Genomic DNA, 19,750 nt, shown 5'->3' on the forward strand with positions numbered 1-19,750 from the left:
TGTCATTAGGAGGAAGGTATGGAATATTTTATGGATGCCATTAAGCGATATGCTGATTTTAGCGGTCGTGCAAGGCGTAAGCAGTACTGGATGTATATTCTGTTTTACATTATTTTTTCAATCGTAGTGTCGATTGTTGATAGTATTCTTGGTACAGCCTTTTTAGGGGCTATCTACGGTTTGGCCTTATTGGTTCCTTCTTTGGCGATAGGTGCACGCCGTCTGCATGACACTGGCCGCTCGGGTTGGTGGCAATTGCTTTACTTAATCCCGTTGATTGGTTTGATCGTCATGATTGTATTCCTGGTTCAGGATAGCCATCCGGACAATGAGTACGGCCCAAACCCAAAAGCGGGTGAAGCGGCAGCTTAATCCTTTCGGATTACTGTTAAATAAAAAAGCCGGCGTTTGCCGGCTTTTTTATGTCAGCAAGTCAGTGTCTATTCTTTTCATTCATCGACTCATCTAACCAGCTGCGGATAATAAAAGCGCCACGAATATCTCCGGCCCGATAACCTTGAGCCTGATCGTTTGGGTAGAGTGTCTTGAGAGTATCTAGAACTTCTGGGCTGAGTTGTTCGCCGTGGCAGTTTAAGCACAGGCCCTGAGTCGGGATAGGGCTCATGTATTCCAAAGCATAACGACCATTCAGATTAACGAACCGATAACGATAAGCGGGTTTGTGTCCTAGAGACGAGCTCTGATCAAAATCACGCAGCTGGATTTCTTGCCAGGGCGTCGCTTGATTGTTGGGGTTTCGGATTTTTAAGGACGTTCTGCCAGCACTGATAAGCTTCGATGGGTGTTGTTTTTGCAGGCGTGCAGAGATGTTCGGTGCAACGATTCGACACTGCTCAATGCCTCCGGATAACCCTCCATGCTTGATCGCATCCATCAATGTTTGCTTTAAACTGCTCGCAAGTTGTTTACTGACGGATTGGCTGAATTGAAGTTCTTCTTGCAGTTGATCTTCACTGAATTCGAGCTTGATCGGAGCAGGGCTGTGGGCTCCGATATGCAAGCTGAGGCAGAGCGACAGGCTGCCAATGCTGATTTGGCGAATCATGGGTGTATTCCTTTAACTCATTAAATTAGTATATTCTAATATACTAAGCCTTATATTAAAAGGAGATGCTCGTCTGTACTTATTTGGCTAGTTTAAAAACGGTAGGGCGTTTGGCGCTTTGTTCAAGCAGGGCCACAAACTCTTCTTCCGGCAGTGGCCGGCTCAATAAATAACCTTGGATCATCTGGCAGCTGTGTTGGCTCAACCATTGCAATTGCTGGGTTTCTTCGACACCTTCGGCGACCAATTGAAGTTGAAGCTTTTGGGCAAGGTCGACAATAAATTCGGTTACGGTTGGATTTTCCAACAGTTTGTCGACAAAAATTTTGTCTATTTTCAGTGTGTCCAAAGGCAGGTCTTCCAGCTGCCCCAGATTTGAGAAGCCAGTACCAAAATCATCCATGGCGATAGAAATGCCCATACCTCGTAACACTTGCAATTGATTTTTAATGTCTTCCCCGTGAGCCAGATAGCTTTCTGTGATCTCGATTTCAATTAGCTTAGGGTCGAGATTATTTTCACTGATGATGTCCTGCACCATATGCTGCAATGACACGCCATTTAACAGGCTGGTGGGAGAAAAGTTCGCAGCAATTTTAATCGGGATGCCTTTTTCCTGCATGCGTTTTCCAAGTAGCCAGGACTTCTCCATTATGACACGGTCCAGATCGGCAATCAGCTTGCACTCTTCAGCAAGTTTAATAAATTCGAAGGGGGAAATGTTTTCGCCTCGGTATTGCCAGCGGGCGAGCGCCTCAGCGCCGACGATATGATCTGGTTGTTTACAATCGTATTTGGGTTGAAAGTGAACCTGCAGAGTTTTGTCGGTGATTGCTTGGCGCAACCCTTGTTCCAGATCGTTACGTCGATTGACACTTTCTAAAATGGCATCGTTAATAAATGTGTGACTGAGTTGTTCTGATACCGCAAACTGTAATGCCGCCGATGCGGATTGCAGGCATTGACTAAAACTGTCTTTAGCGGCTTCGTTGAAGACCAGGCCGCAGTGAATACCCATGCTGACGTTATGCTTGTCAATGGATTCAATGCTGCGAATGTTTTCTTCCAGAGTCTTTATTAATTCGCTTAACTCTTCTTCTTCGCGTTCTGTAACGATGACAAATTCTTTTGCAAAGTTGCGTCCCAGAAAATCCTCAATGCCCACGGTGGATAGCATTTTTCGGCTGGCAATCCAAATTGCGCTGTCTCCCGCAGCAAAACCGTAAGTATCGTTAATTTGTTTAATACCATTCAGGGTAAAGAGTATCAGGTAGTAACTTTGTCCGCGGGCAGCCAGCGCGGCGGCGTGTTCATTGAGGCAGCGGCGGTTGGGCAGTTGTGACAATGGATCGCTGTTGGCTTGCACATAAAGCTTTCGGTTAAGTGCGTAAAGAGCGACGGCGCTAAGACTCAAGCTCAGTAAGAGATAAGCGATGAGATGAAAAATGATGAGATCCGCGTGTAAACCCGAGAGACCTACAGTCAGTAAAAAAAGTGCCGGTGCCCAGTGATACTCACTACGGCATTGCTTCGTAAGAATGGTCAGTGCAATACCGCTCATTGTGAGAGCAATGACGTAGGGCGTCCAACTCTCAGGGCTGAAAGCCAAGATCAAGGTGATTGTGGCGATTAAAATGACGGTTTTGGTTGTGTCGATGTACTTACGGTTTTGTAGATAGCTGGCGGCCAGGCAACCATTGGCAAGCCCCAAGGGTAGCTGCATAAAAAATGGGGTTATTGGGTAGAGTTGCGTGAAGAAGTAACTGGCAAAACTGACGCAAGAAGCGATCAATAGACGGCCAGATATGTCCTGTTGTTGTCGGCAGACAAGTAAAACGATCAGCAAGAGCCCGAATGCAGCCGCATTGCTTGCGTTTAAAAAGTGTTCCACCACCAGTTGATCTCCAATCATCGACGTAAGGAGCCGTCCTGGTTGGCTTACATCTTTTATCGTCCCTTGTCTTGAGTATAGTTAGTGATTATCTGTCTGCGATTGGGAAGACTGCAGTTGGTCGGAAAGTTGGTGTGAAGTGAGGGAGAGAATGACAAAGAGGAAGGGTACCCCCGTAGGAGAGGGCACCCTGATCAGGATATTAGGATGCCTTTGACTGAATGTAATTTTGCAATCCCATTTTATCGATCAGATCCAGCTGGGTTTCCAGCCAGTCAACGTGTTCTTCTTCCTCATGGAGGATTTTTTCCAGAAGGTCACGACTGACATAGTCTTGTACGGACTCGCAGTAAGCGATTGCTTCACGCAGATCGGGGATGGCTTGTAACTCCAAGCGCATATCGCATTTCAGCATCTCTTCGGTATTCTCGCCGATCATGAGTTTTCCGAGATCTTGCAGATTGGGGATGCCTTCCAGAAACAAGATGCGCTCGATGATGTCATCGGCGTGCTTCATCTCTTCGATGGACTCTTTATATTCGTGTTCGGCCAGCTCTTTGATGCCCCAGTCCTTAAACATGCGTGAATGTAAAAAGTACTGATTAATGGCAATCAGTTCATTGGCCAGAACCTGGTTCAAGTGCTCAATTACTTTGCTGTCGCCTCTCATGATGAATTTCCTGTCTTATCAAGGTTTAACACGATTTTGGTATTACACGGTTTTTGGGGTACCCATGGCGGGTAAGCCTTGCAAGTGTGGATCTCAGGTGCGGGCAAGTCAAGGGGTATTTCTTTCTAAGTGATTGATTTTAAAATAAAAATTAATGGTATTGAATATGATTATCAGGTGCTTTTAGCTTAGGGGAGTGGCTATTTCACTTTTTCCAGAGGGATTTACACGGAGTAACAGACTATCGCTTCGCCTTGAGCAAAGATGAAGAGGGTATGGATATGAAAAGAGTGGAAAGAAGAGCCTAACAGGCCGCGTAAAACAGGGATTCGCCGGCGTCGAGGTTACGTTGTTCAACCGTTTCCTGAACAATTTCCTTGGTCAGGATGCCACATTTACCGCACTGGGACATAACCCCTAACTGCTTGCGCACTTGGCGCACAGAGCTGGCACCTGCGCAAACCGCATCGCGGATTTGGCTATCGGTGATTCCTTTACAGAGGCATACGTACATGGGCAAATTCAGGGTTGTTGAACAATATGGGTGCTATGGTATTGTTAATGATAATGAGTGTCAATTGAATTCGCAGCTGAAGTTGATTTTCATCAAGAATATTGATGGGAGGCGCTATCGATACTATTAAAAAAAACAATGGGACAGGGAAAGCAGGGGGTGTATTATAGTTTTCAGCTATCACCCAATAGAGTGCTGATTGTTTTTTGCGCGAGGAGCCTCGCTGCAATCGCTTTTAATTGGTGTTGGCGCACGAGATTTTCAGGCTCAGCGTTTGCTGGGCCTTTTATATACCTGTTTCTTATTTAAGGGAGAACAAATATGGGCGTTTTAGTTGGTAAGCAAGCTCCAGACTTTACTGCAGCAGCCGTTTTGGGTTCTGGTGAAATCGTCGACAGTTACAACCTGGCCGAAGCCACTAAGGGCAAGAAAGCCGTTGTTTTCTTCTACCCACTGGACTTCACCTTTGTATGTCCTTCTGAATTGCTGGCCTTCGACCACCGTATCGAAGAGTTCCAAAAGCGCGGTGTTGAGGTGATTGGTGTTTCTATCGATTCTCACTTCTCTCACAACGCATGGCGCAACACTCCAGTAAACGAAGGTGGTATCGGTCCTGTTAAGTACACCTTGGTTGCTGATATGAATCACACGATCTGCCAGGCTTACGATGTTGAGTCTGAAGGTGGCATGGCTTTCCGTGGCTCTTTCCTGATCGACGAAGATGGCCTGGTACGTCACCAGGTAGTTAACGATCTGCCTCTGGGTCGTAATGTTGATGAGATGTTGCGTATGGTTGACGCTCTGGCGTTCCACCAGGAGCACGGTGAAGTATGTCCTGCTGGTTGGCAGGACGGTGATAAGGGCATGACCGCTTCTCCGGACGGTGTTGCTGCTTATCTGAGTGAGAATGCTGACAAGCTGTAATTGTTGTCACATTCGCTTCAAGAAAGGCCGCTTGCGACAGTAAGCGGCCTTTTTTATTGCCCGCATTTTGGGCTAGCTGGCGAATAATAACTCACCTTATTGTCTTATGGTGAAAATGGACTAAAAGGTGGTGTAAATGGCCAGTTTTGAAAGGTGAGGAGAGAGTTGCTACGAAACAATCATGATATAAATGATTGAAATGCCAATAAAATTCGGTGTTAACTTATATATGACGGTGTATATAGTAAAAAAGTTTCAAATTTTGAAATTTTATTGAGGGAGGGGTTTTTACTTTCGTTAACTTTACGTTAACCCTTTATGAAATTTTTGTCATGTGCAGGCAATGTGTTTTGTAAATGGGGGAATAAAAACTATAAACATTGGAGAGTATGTATGATCAACCGTCATAAGACCGCAAAGTGGCAGCGTAAGCCTCTGGCGGCCGGTGTATCTGTTGCAGCTCTGATCTCTGCGGTATCTTTCCCGGCTTATGCCCAGGAAATTACTCAGCAGCAGGTTGCAGCCGCAGACGAACAGGTAGAGCAAAGCTCAGGCCGTCTGGCAAAGAAAAGAGACATTGAAGAGGTTGTAGTAACGGGTTCTCGCCTTAAGCGTGATACCTTCAGCAGTGTATCCCCTTTGCAGGTAATTGACGCCGAAGGCGCCAAGGATGTGGGTTTGATTAACCCCGCCGATATTCTGCAATCTACCGGCGCCGCTGCCGGTCAGCAAATCGATTTGACCTTCTCTGGTTTCGTACTGGATAACGGCCCTGGTGCGACCACTGTCGACCTGCGTGGTCTGGGTGCAGGTCGTACTCTGGTTCTGTTGAATGGTCGCCGTTTGGCTCCAGCGGGTGTTGAGGGCGCGCCTTCTGCCCCTGACTTGAGTCTGGTTCCCTCCGGTCTGGTACAACAGTATGACTTGCTGCTGGATGGCGCATCTTCCATTTACGGTTCTGATGCGGTCGCTGGTGTGGCTAACATGATCCTGAAGAAGGATTTTGATGGTCTGGAAATCAGTGGCTTTTCGACTCAACCTGAGCACAGCAATGGTGAAGAAAACACCTTGACGGTAACTTGGGGTAAAAACTGGGACCGCGGCTTCATTGGTTTCGGTCTGGATTACTTCAATTCTGACTCCGTATCATTCGATGATCGTCCTTGGACTGAGGGTTGTGAGAAGCACCGCGAAATTGGCTTAGACGGCAATATTTACCAGGAAGAGCGTTTCTATACCGAAACTCTTGGAATGGAAACAACGGGTGGCTGTCTGGCGACTGAGCGACTGGTAGGTCGTGTATCTGTACCGAGTGCGGGTAGTATTTACTACACTCCTGGCAGCTCAAATGGCGGCTGGCCAAACTTTACCGAAACCGACCGTTTTGGTATTGGTATTGATATTGATGGCGACGGTGTTGCCGATACTTCCTATCAGGATTATGCCCTGAACGGCACCAACCAGGGTTACGCACACTTGTTCCCGGATCAAGAGCGTACCAACGCGATGTTCTACGGTGAGTACACCTTTGATGGTGATATGAACCTGACACCTTACTTTGAGACTCTGTACTCAAAGCGTGAAACTTCTATTCGTGGCCGTGAAGGTCAGTTGTTTCCAAGTGTTCCGGCCAATAACCCATTCAACCTGTGTAACCCTAATGGTGTGAATGGCGTTGATTGTGGTCTGGCTTATGATGAATTGCTGACTAACCCAGCGTTTGCTGAGCAAGTGCGTGCGCGCTTTGGTGGCACTCCGGCTGATTTCGGTCTCTTGGTAGGCCCAATTGGTCCAGCTGCATCGACTCCGATCGTATCGGTTCGTGGTGATCGAAACATCACCAACGTTGAGATTGAGCAGTTCCGCTTTGTTGGTGGTTTGCGTGGTGACTTGCCACAGTTCAATATCGGTACTCTGAATGATTGGACCTTTGATACTTACTGGTCGTTCAGCAAGTCTGAGGGTGATTCCAGTCGTCCTGGTATTCGTGCCGACCGTTTGAACCTGTCTTTGGCAACCACTATTGAAGATCCGAATAACCCAGGTCAGTTCATCTGTGGTGCGGATAATAATGGCGACGGTATTCCAGATGGTACCGACGGTTGTGTACCTGTGAACATGTTTGCACCGTCTCTGTATGTTCCTGGTGGTGTGGGTGATTTTGCGACTCAAGCTGAGCGCGATTACCTGTTCGACACTCGCGACTTTAAAACTGAGTACTATCAGTCAATCTTCTCAGCTTTCTTTACTGGTAACCTGTTTGAATTACCTGCGGGTAATGTGATCGCTGGTGTCGGTGCTGAAATTCGCTATGACCGCATCAAGTCAATTCCTGATGATGTGGCTCGTGACGGTTTGCTGGTGAGCTTCTTCTCTGATGGTGGTGCTACTGGTAGCAAGTACACTCGTGAATTGTACGGTGAGGTTGAATTACCATTGTTGGCCGACAAGTTCCTGGCCACTGAGTTAACGGCTAACGTATCTGCGCGTTACACCAAGGATCAGTTGTACGGAAGTGCTTCTACTTACTCCGGTAAGTTGGCTTACCGCCCAGTAGATTCTTTATTGCTGCGTGCGACTTTTGGTACTTCATACCGTGCGCCAAACCTGCGTGAAAACTTCTTGCAGGCGCAAACCGGCTTTAACGATGTATTTGACCCATGCTTGATTCCTGATGCTGCACTGGATCCAATCTCCGGTGGTTATAACCCATCTTTGGATACTCGTTCACCAGAAGTTTTGGCGAACTGTGCTGCACAAGGTGCGGATCCAACAACATTGTCAAACAATGGCTTCAATACTTACAGCGTTGAAATCGCTCGCGGTGGTAACCAGAACCTGGTGGAAGAAACTTCTGATTCTTATACCGTCGGTTTCAGCTTTGAGCAGCCATTTTTCGACGAGTTCGATCTGACTCTGGGTATGACTTACTACGATATTGACATCGACAACTCTATTATTGAGCCGACTGGTCAGTTCCTGGTGAATGATTGTTATACCACGAATACCGTAAGTACTTTCTGTGGCAACATCCGTCGTGGTGACGATGGTTTGATTGACTATCTTGATGCAGGCTTTATCAACCGTGATAACGAAACCGCTCGCGGTATCGACATCAACCTGTTGTGGAAGCAAACCATCACTATGTTCGATCTGCCTTTTGATGTAAGTGTTGATGCTCGTTTCAATCGTTTGATTGAGCGCTCAATTACTTTCACCAATGACGAAGGTCTGGAAGATTACGACAATGATGTAGGCGAGTTCGGTTTTGCAGAATGGCGTAGTAACACCGCTTTCCGTGTAGAGTATGGCGACTATCGCTTTACTTGGGCTGTGCGTTACGTTGGTTCTGTTGAGCAAGAGTCCGAAGGCATCGATGAGTTCAGTGATGTATTCGACACCAACGGTACCGGTTTCACCTCTGATACATGTGTGGGTGTAGCGAATGGCGGTACTGACTGTCGTGACGTTGGCTTCGCTGACAACTACTTCAAGCATGATGCGTCGTTCTACTACAATGGTGATGTTTGGACCATTGGTGGTGGTATCCGCAACGTATTTGATGAAGCGCCTCCGCAGGTAGACGGTAACGAAGTCTTTGCTCTGAACAACACTCCAATCGGTGTTGGTTATGATCTTCGAGGACGTACCTTCTTCTTCGAGCTGGGCCGTAAGTTCTAATTCGGCCTGAAAAAAGCCCGCATCAGCGGGCTTTTTTTTCCTTGCTATTTCTTTGTCTGCTCTTCTTAGGGCATAAAATAACAATGGTGTGATGTATGAAAACACTAAAATTGGCTCAGCTATTGATGCTGTCGGTTTTGGTTCTCGGTTCCTCGATCGTGAGTGCTGGGGATCCTTATCCACTGGATTACTTCGCCTTGCGCTCTGCGGTGTCTAATGTAGAGGTGTCTCCTGATGGAAAGCATGTCGCGATGCTGTCGAACCCATCAAAAGAAGGTGATCCGTTTATTGAGGTATACAAAACAGGCAACCTCAGCGCTAAACCTTTCCGATTAAATGCAGACCCCATGGAGATTGTGAGTATCTACTGGGCGTCTGATGACGTTATCGTTTTCCGCGCTCGCCAAAAAGTGCGTGATAAAATTGAAGGCTTTAACCAAGGTGTTTACGAATTTGTTCTGGCTTCTGTAGATATCAAAAAGAAGAAGATCAAAAAATACGAAGATATCGGTGCCGATATCGAAAATATTCTGCCGACCAAAAAGAACAAGGTGATTTACTCCTTTGTTCCCGGTAATTTTAAAGGTTCAAAGCTGTCTGAAGCGTTCCGCCCAAGGGCTTATTACGAGCTGAATTTGAAAACCGGCGGCAAGAGCCTGGTTGCTCGAGGTAAGATTGCTTTAGGGCAAATCGAAACTAACGGTAATGGTAAGCCATGGCTGGCTCGCGGATTTGATATCCAGAAAGGTGATTTGGTCTGGTATGCGCGAGTGAATGGTGAAGGCGATTGGGTTGAATTCCATCGTCAGCACGAAGACAGCTTTGAGGAATTCTCTGTTCAGGGCTTCGATACTGAAAACCCACATATCTATTTTGTTGTTGCCAACAATGGAAAGGACAAAGCAGGTCTTTGGGAGTTTGATGTCAATACGAAGAAGTTTGGTGAGCTGATTTACGCTCGCAAAGACGTCGATATTGCCGGGACGTTACCTCACAGTAATGCTTGGACACATCCCGATACTGAGGTTGCGGTAAGTTACACCACTGATCGTACCCATCGCGAGTTTTTCGACGGTCAGGAAGCCGCAGTTTATGAGCAGTTGCGTGGCATTGTGCCAAACGCTCAGTACATTCGCGTGAACAGCCGTTCTCGTGATGGTAATACTCTGACTGTTTACAATCAGGGCCCGCGTGACCCAGGTACTTATTATCTGTTGCACAAAGGTAAGTTCAGCAAAATCGGTAGCACTTACCCCTTGCTGAAAGCAGAAGAGTTGGCCGATGTTAAGTACATTAAGTACAAAGCTCGTGATGGCCGCACCATTCCAGCTTACATCACCATTCCAAATGGTAAGCCACCGTTTCCAGCGATTGTGATGCCTCACGGTGGTCCTTTTGTTGCTGAGGGTATTCGTTACGACGAGTGGGCACAGATGCTGGCGAACAACGGTTATCTGGTTCTTCAGCCTCAATATCGTGGTTCTAAAGGCTACGGTATGGAGCACTACATGACGGCATTTAACACCGAGGCTGGTGGCCAGGGTGGCTACAAAATGCAGGACGATAAAGATGACGGCATGATGTATCTGGTTGAGCAAGGCTTGGCTGATAAAGATCGTCTGGGCTTCTATGGTTGGTCCTACGGTGGTTACGCCGCTTTGATTGCTGCTGCTCGCACGCCTAACATCTATCAGTGTTCTATTGCGGGCGCGGCGGTATCGGATAACCAGTATCAGGTGAACTTCTATCGTGCGCGCATTCGCGGTGCGGGTGCTATTGAGCAGCTGCGTATGTGGGATGACAGTATTTCCCCTATTGAAGAAGTGGCGAAGGTGAATATTCCTTTGTTGGTAATCCATGGTTCTGTAGATCAGCGTGTACCACCGGCTCATGCGCATCGTTATATGGACGAAGTGAAAAAGTTAGGTAAAAAGGTGTCGTACATTGAGTTGGATGGCGCCGATCATTTCTCCAACACCTTGTTCTACAACCATCAGAAGCAATTGTATGAATCTATTATTGGCTTCTTGAAAAATGATTGCGGTCCGGGTGGCTTATAAGTCTTTGGATTCGGTTACATGAAAAGGGGCGTAAGCCCCTTTTTTTATGCCTGTATGATTGATAAAGTGATTGTATGAAAATCACTCGCTTAATGAGCAATGGAGGCTGTATGGTTAAGTATATTTCATGCATAGTGCTGCTGAGTGCAACTTGCTTGTGTTCGGTTTTTGCGTTGGCTAATCAACCTTATCCACTTGATTACTTTGCGTTACGCGAAGTGGTGATGGACGCTCGGCTTTCCCCTGACGGAAAGCGTCTTGCAGTATTAACCATTCCCTCAAAAGATGGCGATCCGGTTGTGGAAGTCTATAAAACCGGAAATATGTCCGCCAAGCCTTTCCGTATCAATGCTGACCCGATGGAAGTCCGGAATATTTACTGGGCAACGAACGACGATATTGTTATGCGTTTACGTCAAAAAGTGCGTGACAAAATTGAAGGCTTTAATCAGGGGGTTTTTGAATTCAAACTGGCATCGGTGAATATTAATAATAAGAAGTTCAAAGAGTACGAGCAAATTGGCGCTTCGATTGTGCACTTGTTGCCGAATAAGCCACGAAAAGTTATTTATTCCTTTATCCCTGGAGAGTTTGAAAACAATCGGCTTTCGGAACCTTTTCGGCCAACCGCGTATTATGAGCTGGATCTGAAAACGGGTAGAAAGCGTCTGATACTGCGAGGAAAAATTGCCTTAGGGCAGGTGGAGTTTGATAACAGCGGAAATCCCTGGTTGGCGCGCGGCTTTGATCTTAAAAAAGGGTATTACGTTTGGTATTACCGCCAGTCGGGCAGCTCCGACTGGACAGAGTTGTATCGCCTGAGTGAACACAGCTACGAGAATTTCGAGGTGGTGGGTTTTGATGTCAATAATCCCCATTTGTTTTTTGTTGTGGCAAACAATGGTCACGATAAAGAAGGTTTGTGGGAATTTGATTCAAACAAGAAAGCGTTTACAGAGCTAATTTATCGTCGCAATGATGTCGATGTGCGAGGGGTTCGTTTTCACAGCAATGATTGGACGTCAGGTGATGAGGTCGTTGCTGTCAGCTATGCGACGGATAAATTGCATTATGAATATTTTAATGCACAGGAAGCCGCAGTTTACCGGCAGTTAGAGGGGTTGGTTCCCAATGCTTACAATGTGAGAGTGTTGAGTCGGACCAAAGATAATCAATCCTTGATGATTTACAACACCGGCCCTCGAGATCCGGGCTCCTTTTACTTGTTGCATCGAGGTAAGTTTCAGAAAGTGGGCAGTGAGCAACCTTTACTTGAAGCAGAGAAGCTTGCCGATGTTAAATACATAAAATTTAAGTCTCGCGATGGACGTGATTTGGCAGCCTATGTAACTGTGCCCAATGGTAAGCCTCCTTTCCCCGCGATTGTATTGCCTCATGGCGGCCCGTTTGTGGATGAGCTTGTGATCTATGATGAGTGGGCGCAGATGCTGGCGAACAATGGATATATGGTTGTTCAGCCTCAGTATCGCGGTTCGTTTAACTATGGTATTGATTTCCATAAGTCGGCGTTTATTGAAGGCAGTGAGGCTGGCTTTAAAATGCAAGACGATAAGGATGATGCTGCGTTGGAACTGGTGAAGCGCGGCTGGGCAGAAAAAGATCGTCTGGCCATGTATGGATGGTCCTATGGAGGGTATGCAGCGCTGGTTGCGGCTTCGCGTACGCCACAGATTTATCAATGCAGTATTGCCGGTGCTGCCGTTGCGGACATGACCATGCAAGTGAATTATTATCGTTCGAGGTTGCGTGGTGTGCAGAAAGAGCGACAGCTGAAGTATCGCTTGGGAGCGATTAATCCCATAGATGAAACCAAAAAGGTGAATATTCCTTTGCTGATGATTCATGGTGATGTTGATCAGCGAGTGCCCGTAACTCATGCCGTGAAGTACCGAAAGGCAATTGATGATCAAGGCAAACCCTTCAAATATGTAGAGCTGAAAGGTGCAGATCATTTCTATGATACATTGGAGTATGAGCACCAAAAACTTCTATATGAGTCGATTATCTCATTCCTGAAGAATGAGTGTGGACCGGGTGGTTTATAATTCATTGCTTGATTGGGTATTTAAAAAGGCAGCTTTAGCTGCCTTTTTAAATACAGGAAGCTCAAAGGGAGGGGAGTGTAAAATTTTTCAAAACCTGGTTCAGTTTATGACTGTATTCCTCCACCAGTTGTGCGGCTTCGTCCGTTTCTCGCATATTGTTAATGGCTTGTTGGGTCTCGCAACGAATTCGTTCAATACTATCGTTCATGTTTTTTGCTGCAGCGTTCTGTTGTTCTGTGGCTGAGGCTATTTGAGTGTTCATGGAGTTGATTGTGCTCACCGACTGAGTGATGCTTTGAAGAGAATTGCTGGTGCTTTCAGCACTTGCGACGCTCTCATGGGTCTGCTGTTGCCCCTGTTTCATGACATTCACCGCTTGCAGTGCGCCATCTTTTAATTTCTCCAGAAGGGCATTGATTTCGCCCGTTGAGTCTCGAGTGCGACCGGCGAGTGTTCTCACTTCGTCTGCCACAACAGCGAATCCGCGCCCTTGTTCGCCTGCACGGGCTGCTTCAATCGCGGCATTTAGGGCAAGCAGATTGGTTTGCTCGGCGATGTCGTTGATCACTTGCACGATAGCGTCTACGCCTTTGGTGTCTTCTTCCAGAGTTTCGATGGTGATTGATGCCCCTTCAATCCGCCGGGCCAACATGTTGATGGAAGACATATTGTTTTCCATGATGGCGTAGCCATCGCGAGATTCCTGGTCGGCGGAATTTGCAGCCTCAGCGGCCATAGATGCACTTTGTGCCATGTTTTCTACGGTTCGAAACATTTCCGTCATGGCGGTAACAACTTGTTCACTGATCTTCTCCTGGTTCTCCATTCCCTCATTGGTTCTCATTGAGCTGTTGGCAAGTTGTTTTGCGGCGCAGGCCAGACTGCTGGTCGCGTTTTGTACTTCGTGTAACAGCTTGCGCAGGCTGTCGGCCATCGTGTTGGTGGCTTTGGCAAGGTCAACCAATTCATCATCGCCATTCATGTTTATATCCTGAAAATCTAAATTTCCGTTTGCGATGCTTTTATTGACAGCGAGTATTTGTTGTATTTTTCCGACAATAAACCGGCTCAAGCTGACTGCGATAAGCAATCCCAGAAAGAATGCAAGAATAGCAGCTGTGGCCAAAGTAACTCGTGAGAATCGGATGTTGTTGGCTAATGTGTCGACATCACTTTTCATTAATTGGTTTTGGTTGTCGCGCATCTTCCGTAAAGTTTCTTGAATGGCGATGGCCTTGGGGGCGGCCTTGCTGCCTAGCCAGTGGTTGGCTAAATTCCAGTTGGGCATCTGTCTCAATTCAATAATATGGTCCGCGCTGTTTTTGAATTGCAGTCGGCTTTCTTTGTAGCGTTCCCAATGGTGGGCATCTAATCGATTGCTTGAGTGATTAAGTGTCTCGAACAGTGTGTGGTTTTCTTGCCATTGATGGTGGTGCATGTCGAGATCGACCTGTCTACCGCTTTGCACAAAGGCGCGTAGACTCGCCATGCTTGAATGCAGGCTGCGAATACTGAGGCTGAGATTCTCGGTAATATGCGGACTTTGACCTGAGTGGATTGATGCCTGAGTCATTTGGGTCAAAGCATCGGCGCCCATGTTGACTGCAGGATGAGTGGTTGAATTCAGTTGCGCCAATGCAGGAATGTTACCATTGGTGTGGGCGATGGTTTCAATCTCTTGTTGAGCTTGGCGAAACGCTTCTATGGTGTTCTTCATGTGTTGGAGCCGTTGGACATTGCTGGGATCGGTCCAATGAGTTGAGAGTTGTTCCAGTTCAGACATGCTGCGGTCGATCAATGCCCAGCCATTGGCGCGGTCAGTTTTGAATTTTTGTGCTTTGGCCGTGTCGTTACCCAATATGATATACCCGCGTAAACCAGCAAGCGTGATGTTAATGCCGTTTTCCAACTTAAGCCCAGAAATGACCGTGGGTTTACGCAAATGATTCAGGCGCGATTCTATTTTGGCAATGTTGCTAATGTTGTAGAACAGGTAACCGTTACTGATCCCGGTTAAGATTAAAAGCACCGCAAAGCCCGCGAGCAGTTTCGCGTGAATTGATAAGCGCATATTGATCACCCTAATCTTTAAATTATGTTGTATTAATCACTATAGGATGGCTTTCGCTAATGAACAAAAAGCTGGCGATAAATTTTACTTTGCTTAGGCCATTAACTTAGGCCTTTTGACGTTCGCTTTTAAGGCGCAGTAATTTGCAGATTGTTGTCAAAAAAATAACTGCGTAAATACGACTGCCATATGGAGTGAGAAAGAAAGGGGGAGGAATCGGGTGCTAAAAGAAAGGAATTCGTGGGGCTAGGCTATCAGTCCAGGCGGCCACAGTGGCTGCCTGGATACCATCAAGAGATTAGCCATTTTCAGGCAGAGGCCAACCGCCCATGGATTGCCATTTGTTCACGATCAGACAAAACAGGTCTGCCGTTTTTTCAGCGTCATAAGCCGCGCTATGAGCTTGGCTGTTGCTGAATTCCATGCCTGCTGCGACACAGGCTTTCGCTAGTACGGTTTGCCCAAAGGCGAGACCGGCCAGTGTGGCGGTGTCGAAACATGAGAATGGGTGAAAGGGGTTGCGCTTAATCTGGCAACGATCGGCGGCGGCATTGATAAACCCAAGGTCGAAGTGGGCATTGTGTGCAACCATTACCGCTCGGGTGCAGCCATTGGCTTTCACCGCTTTGCGAATCGAGGAAAAAATTTCCGGTAGGGCAATCATTTCAGGTTGTGCATCTCGATCCGGACTGGATGGGTCGATGCCCGTAAAATCCAAAGCCGATTGCTCAATGTTGGCGCCCTCGAATGGATCCAAATGGCAGGCGAAAGTTTCATCGCGATGAAGTGTCCCGTCGTCATCCATGCGTAGGGTCACCGCGGCGACTTCTAGCAGGGCGTCGGTATGGGCGTTAAAACCGCCGGTCTCAACATCCACGATCACGGGTAAAAATCCGCGAAAGCGTTGTGCAAAAAGCGTTTTAATTTCCGGTGTTTCTTCGGCCGGGGTCATGACTGCCACACTTGCTCCTTAGTGAATCCGTTTTTATTGGGCTACACGCCAGCGTAGAGTTTCACCTGCGCGCAGGGGCACAAGGTCGCTGTCGCCAAAGTCCATGCTGTCGGGCACTGTCCAGTCTTCACGAACCAGGGTGATGGTATCGTCATGACGGGGCAAGCCATAGAAATCTGGGCCAAAGTGGCTCGCAAAACCTTCCAGCTTATCCAGAGCGTTGGCGTCTTCAAAGGCTTCCGCGTACAGCTCGATTGCCGCATAGGCGGTGTACGCTCCAGCGCAACCGCAGGCCGCTTCTTTGGCGTGTTTGGCGTGCGGGGCTGAATCAGTACCCAGGAAGAATTTTGGGCTGCCACTGCATGCAGCGGCAATCAAGGCGTCCTGATGACTGGAGCGCTTGAGAATTGGCAGGCAGTAGTAGTGCGGGCGAATACCACCGGCCAGCATATGGTTGCGATTGTAGAGTAAGTGGTGGGCGGTAATGGTCGCCGCCATGTTCTCGCCTGCGGCATTGACGAAGTCTGCGGCGTCTTTGGTGGTGATATGTTCCAGAACCATTTTCAGCTCCGGAAAATCTTTATTCAGCTGCTGCAAGGTTGAATCGATGAACCGTTGTTCGCGATCAAAGATGTCGATGCTGCTGTCTGTTACTTCGCCGTGCAGGCAAAAACGAATGCCGTGTTTTTGCATCGCTTCCAGTGCGGGATAGACGTTTTTAATGTCGGTCACGCCGGAATCGGAATTGGTTGTGGCTCCGGCTGGATAGAGCTTGCAGGCAACAACGCCGGCTTCTTTGGCTCGGGCGATATCTTCGGCACGGGTGTTGTCAGTGAGATAGAGCACCATCAAAGGATCGAAAGAAGAGCCTGCTGGGCGTGCTGCGAGGATACGTTCTTTGTAGGCCAGAGCTTGTTCAGCTCGAATCACCGGTGGAACCAGATTGGGCATGATAATGGCGCGTCCAAAATAACGGGCGGCATCAGGTACTGTATGCTCCAGAACTTGGCCATCACGTAGATGGATGTGCCAATCATCGGGGCGACAAATAGTAAGGCTTTGGCTCATGCAGGGTCCTTGTGTGCTCTTAGGCTGAATCAGGTCTCACAAATGGCAGTAATGTCTGCGCTGTGACGCGGCATCCTACCAAAATCAAGGCTAAAGCACATTAGCTAGATGCCGATATTCTTAGTCGAAGGCACCGAAATCGCTTATTAGCGAGCATTTTACGACATAGATTGTGAGGGTAGGGGTATGACAAGGCAGCAAGTAAAAATTATGCGCCGTTTGGACCTTGGTCTGCCAGCCTTGTGTTTATTGGTGTTTTTCTGTTTTCTCCTGGTGGGTCGAGCCGAGGCCATGCGTTACGAGGCCGGTTTTGATAAGGCTAATTGGGAGAGTGAATCTTCCATCTTTGAATGCCGCATGAGTCAGATGGTACCGGAGTATGGTCAGGTGGTGTTCTATCGGCGAGCTGGCGAGAAGCAGCAATTCTTTTTAGACACCAAAACCGTTTTCTTCAAGCGGGGCAAGGGGGCGCTGCAAATCACCGGTCCGGTCTGGAAGCCGCGGTCGGCCGTGCAGAATCTTGGCTATATCGATGTGGTGGAATCCAAGCGTCCTGTCACATTGGGCCCCAGGCTCTCTGAGCGCATCATGGCGGAGCTGGGCCGGGGGCAGCAGGTAGTGATTACCCGCAAGCCTTGGTATGGCGCGAAAGAATCGCTGTCCGTAGCGTTTAACTCTTTGAACTACCGCCCGGTTTACGACAATTATCTGAGCTGTGTTGCTGGCTTGTTGCCAGTTAATTTTGATCAGGTAGAGAGAACGACTCTGCATTTTGGCGGCTCGAGAGAAACCCTGAGTGCAGGGCAGAAGGCCTCCCTGGATCGCATTGTGATCTACGCGAAGGCCGATAATGAAGTCTCTACCTATTACATCGACGGCCATACCGATAGCCGAGGTATTATGGCGGAGAACCTTGAGTTGTCGAAAAAACGTGCAGAGCAGGTGGCTGACTATCTGCTGAGGGCCGGCTTGGATAAAAATAAAATTCAGGTGCGCTGGCATGGTGAGCGTTACCCGGTGGCTTCTAATCGCAGCGCCAAAGGGCGCGCAGCCAATCGGCGGGTTACGGTAAGACTGGAAAAGGGTGAGGCCTCTCTGGACGTCGCTTCGCGCTGAAATCTGATATTAAGCTGTTTCCCCTTCTGTTTTTCCGGCGCCGCAGGTGCTGGATGGAAACTTTTCTGTAAGCTTTGGTCTTCAATATGGCTTGCTGAGCATTCTTCTCGGTGGGCCCTATCCCATTTGTAGTAGAAGTTTTGCTCTAATGTATAGGGATATTTCTGTGAAATATTTATCCTCCTATGTATAATACGTGCGCCAAATTTTAGGTCAGATTTGCGCAAAATGCTTACTTTTAGACCATAATTTGGCCTGAGTTGAAGACTGCGAAACGAAATGGCGACCAACAGCCATCCGCCCGAGGGAAGAACCTGGGGCAATAATCGGCTTTGTAAGATGCAAGCCAGAATTATCGATCCATAGCGGGAGACAATTATGTCCTCAGTAAAGAAAGTTGTGTTGGCCTATTCCGGTGGTTTGGATACGTCCGTCATCGTACGTTGGTTGCAAGAGACCTATAACTGTGAGGTAGTGACCTTTACTGCCGACATCGGCCAGGGCGAAGAAGTGGAGCCGGCGCGAGCCAAGGCCGAAGCCCTGGGCGTGAAAGAAATCTATATTGACGATCTGCGCGAAGAATTTGCTCGCGATTTTGTCTTCCCGATGTTCCGTGCGAACACCATCTACGAAGGTGAGTACCTGCTGGGTACCTCGATTGCCCGTCCGCTGATTGCCAAGCGTTTGATCGAGATTGCAAATGAGACCGGTGCTGATGCGATCTCCCACGGTGCGACCGGTAAGGGTAATGACCAAGTACGCTTTGAGCTGGGTGCTTACGCACTGAAGCCGGGTATTCAGGTTATCGCCCCCTGGCGTGAGTGGGACCTGACCTCCCGCGAAACTCTGATGAAATACTGTGAAGAACACAATATCCCTGTGGACTTCGCCAGCAGTAAAAAGAAATCCCCGTATTCCATGGACGCTAACCTACTGCACATCTCCTATGAAGGTGGCAATTTGGAAGATCCATGGTGGGAAGCTAATGACGCCGAAATGTGGCGTTGGAGCGTTTCTCCAGAAGAGGCGCCAGATGAGCCTACCTATCTGGAATTGACCTACGAAAAAGGCGACATCGTTGCGATCAATGGCGAAGCCATGAGCCCGGCCACGGTTATTGAGTACCTGAACAAGGTCGGCGGTGAAAACGGTGTGGGTCGCCTTGATATCGTTGAAAACCGCTACGTCGGCATGAAATCCCGCGGTTGTTATGAAACTCCCGGTGGCACAATCATGCTGAAAGCGCACCGTGGCATCGAATCTCTGACATTGGATCGTGAAGCCGCTCACTTGAAAGACGAGCTGATGCCCAAGTATGCGGAATTGATTTACAACGGTTACTGGTGGAGCCCCGAGCGCAAAATGCTGCAAGCCGCCATTGATGAGTCCCAGCAGCATGTGAACGGTGATGTGCGTGTGAAGCTATACAAAGGCGGCGTATCTGTCGTCGGGCGTCGCAGTGCCGATAGCCTGTTCGATGAGGCGATCGCAACCTTTGAAGATGATGCAGGCGCCTATGACCAGAAGGACGCTGAGGGCTTTATTCGCTTAAATTCTCTGCGTTTACGAATTGCGGCCGATAAAGGTCGAAATAACTTATAAAAGCTGGCAACAGTGAATAATTAGCCCATACTCCATGGATGGAGTGGGATAGACCGCATTTAGCCTGCA

Annotated in this window: 14 protein-coding genes; 7 read left to right on the forward strand and 7 right to left on the reverse strand. The window is 48.0% G+C overall.

Annotation, left to right across the window (positions count from 1 at the left end; all coding sequences use genetic code 11):
• Positions 1-18 precede the first annotated feature (18 nt).
• Positions 19-372: a DUF805 domain-containing protein gene (locus tag ABWW03_RS14975; protein ID WP_166843450.1), complete on the forward strand. Its 354-nt coding sequence runs from the start codon at positions 19-21 to the stop codon at positions 370-372.
• A gap of 61 nt (positions 373-433) precedes the next feature.
• Here the strand turns inward: ABWW03_RS14975 and ABWW03_RS14980 are convergent, their stop codons facing one another.
• From ABWW03_RS14980 to ABWW03_RS14995, 4 genes are all read right to left on the reverse strand, one after another.
• Positions 434-1,066 carry a Tll0287-like domain-containing protein gene (locus ABWW03_RS14980; protein ID WP_353409529.1) on the reverse strand — a complete coding sequence of 211 codons (633 nt, stop codon included), beginning with the start codon at positions 1,064-1,066 and terminating at the stop codon, positions 434-436.
• 79 nt (positions 1,067-1,145) lie between these two features.
• Positions 1,146-2,978, reverse strand: a complete 1,833-nt coding sequence (locus tag ABWW03_RS14985; RefSeq protein WP_353409531.1) for a putative bifunctional diguanylate cyclase/phosphodiesterase — start codon at positions 2,976-2,978, stop codon at positions 1,146-1,148.
• Positions 2,979-3,159: 181 nt separating this feature from the next.
• Positions 3,160-3,627 (reverse strand): bacterioferritin, encoded by a 468-nt coding sequence (gene bfr, locus ABWW03_RS14990; protein WP_353409533.1) that lies wholly within the window; start codon positions 3,625-3,627, stop codon positions 3,160-3,162.
• Between the two features lie 304 nt (positions 3,628-3,931).
• Complete coding sequence (locus ABWW03_RS14995; protein WP_353409535.1) at positions 3,932-4,141, reverse strand: bacterioferritin-associated ferredoxin; 210 nt, start codon at positions 4,139-4,141, stop codon at positions 3,932-3,934.
• Between the two features lie 321 nt (positions 4,142-4,462).
• Between ABWW03_RS14995 and ABWW03_RS15000 the strand changes: the two genes are divergently transcribed.
• From ABWW03_RS15000 to ABWW03_RS15015, 4 genes are all read left to right on the forward strand, one after another.
• Positions 4,463-5,065, forward strand: coding sequence for a peroxiredoxin (locus tag ABWW03_RS15000; RefSeq protein ID WP_353409537.1), 603 nt, complete (start codon positions 4,463-4,465; stop codon positions 5,063-5,065).
• Positions 5,066-5,458: 393 nt separating this feature from the next.
• Complete coding sequence (locus ABWW03_RS15005) at positions 5,459-8,746, forward strand: TonB-dependent receptor domain-containing protein (protein WP_353409539.1); 3,288 nt, start codon at positions 5,459-5,461, stop codon at positions 8,744-8,746.
• Between the two features lie 95 nt (positions 8,747-8,841).
• Positions 8,842-10,806 carry an alpha/beta hydrolase family protein gene (locus tag ABWW03_RS15010; RefSeq protein WP_353409541.1) on the forward strand — a complete coding sequence of 655 codons (1,965 nt, stop codon included), beginning with the start codon at positions 8,842-8,844 and terminating at the stop codon, positions 10,804-10,806.
• A gap of 110 nt (positions 10,807-10,916) precedes the next feature.
• Entirely contained in the window at positions 10,917-12,872 is a 1,956-nt protein-coding gene (locus tag ABWW03_RS15015; RefSeq protein ID WP_353409543.1) for an alpha/beta hydrolase family protein, read from the forward strand.
• Between the two features lie 61 nt (positions 12,873-12,933).
• On the opposite strand, the gene ABWW03_RS15020 is transcribed toward ABWW03_RS15015, so the two are convergent.
• The 3 genes from ABWW03_RS15020 to pyrC form a co-directional block, all read right to left on the reverse strand.
• Positions 12,934-14,943 carry a methyl-accepting chemotaxis protein gene (locus ABWW03_RS15020; RefSeq protein ID WP_353409545.1) on the reverse strand — a complete coding sequence of 670 codons (2,010 nt, stop codon included), beginning with the start codon at positions 14,941-14,943 and terminating at the stop codon, positions 12,934-12,936.
• A gap of 298 nt (positions 14,944-15,241) precedes the next feature.
• Entirely contained in the window at positions 15,242-15,895 is a 654-nt protein-coding gene (gene rnt, locus ABWW03_RS15025; RefSeq protein ID WP_353409869.1) for a ribonuclease T, read from the reverse strand.
• A 33-nt stretch (positions 15,896-15,928) separates the two neighbouring features.
• Complete coding sequence (pyrC, locus tag ABWW03_RS15030) at positions 15,929-16,963, reverse strand: dihydroorotase (protein WP_353409547.1); 1,035 nt, start codon at positions 16,961-16,963, stop codon at positions 15,929-15,931.
• Positions 16,964-17,149: 186 nt separating this feature from the next.
• Here pyrC and ABWW03_RS15035 point away from each other — a divergent pair, with 186 nt between their 5' ends.
• Both ABWW03_RS15035 and ABWW03_RS15040 read left to right on the forward strand, forming a co-directional pair.
• Entirely contained in the window at positions 17,150-18,079 is a 930-nt protein-coding gene (locus tag ABWW03_RS15035) for a flagellar protein MotY (RefSeq protein WP_353409549.1), read from the forward strand.
• Between the two features lie 378 nt (positions 18,080-18,457).
• Complete coding sequence (locus tag ABWW03_RS15040) at positions 18,458-19,681, forward strand: argininosuccinate synthase (protein WP_353409551.1); 1,224 nt, start codon at positions 18,458-18,460, stop codon at positions 19,679-19,681.
• The last annotated feature ends 69 nt before the right edge of the window (positions 19,682-19,750 follow it).

Source organism: Pseudoteredinibacter isoporae (genome assembly GCF_040372805.1).
Taxonomy (GTDB): Bacteria; Pseudomonadota; Gammaproteobacteria; order Pseudomonadales; family Cellvibrionaceae; genus Pseudoteredinibacter; species Pseudoteredinibacter isoporae_A.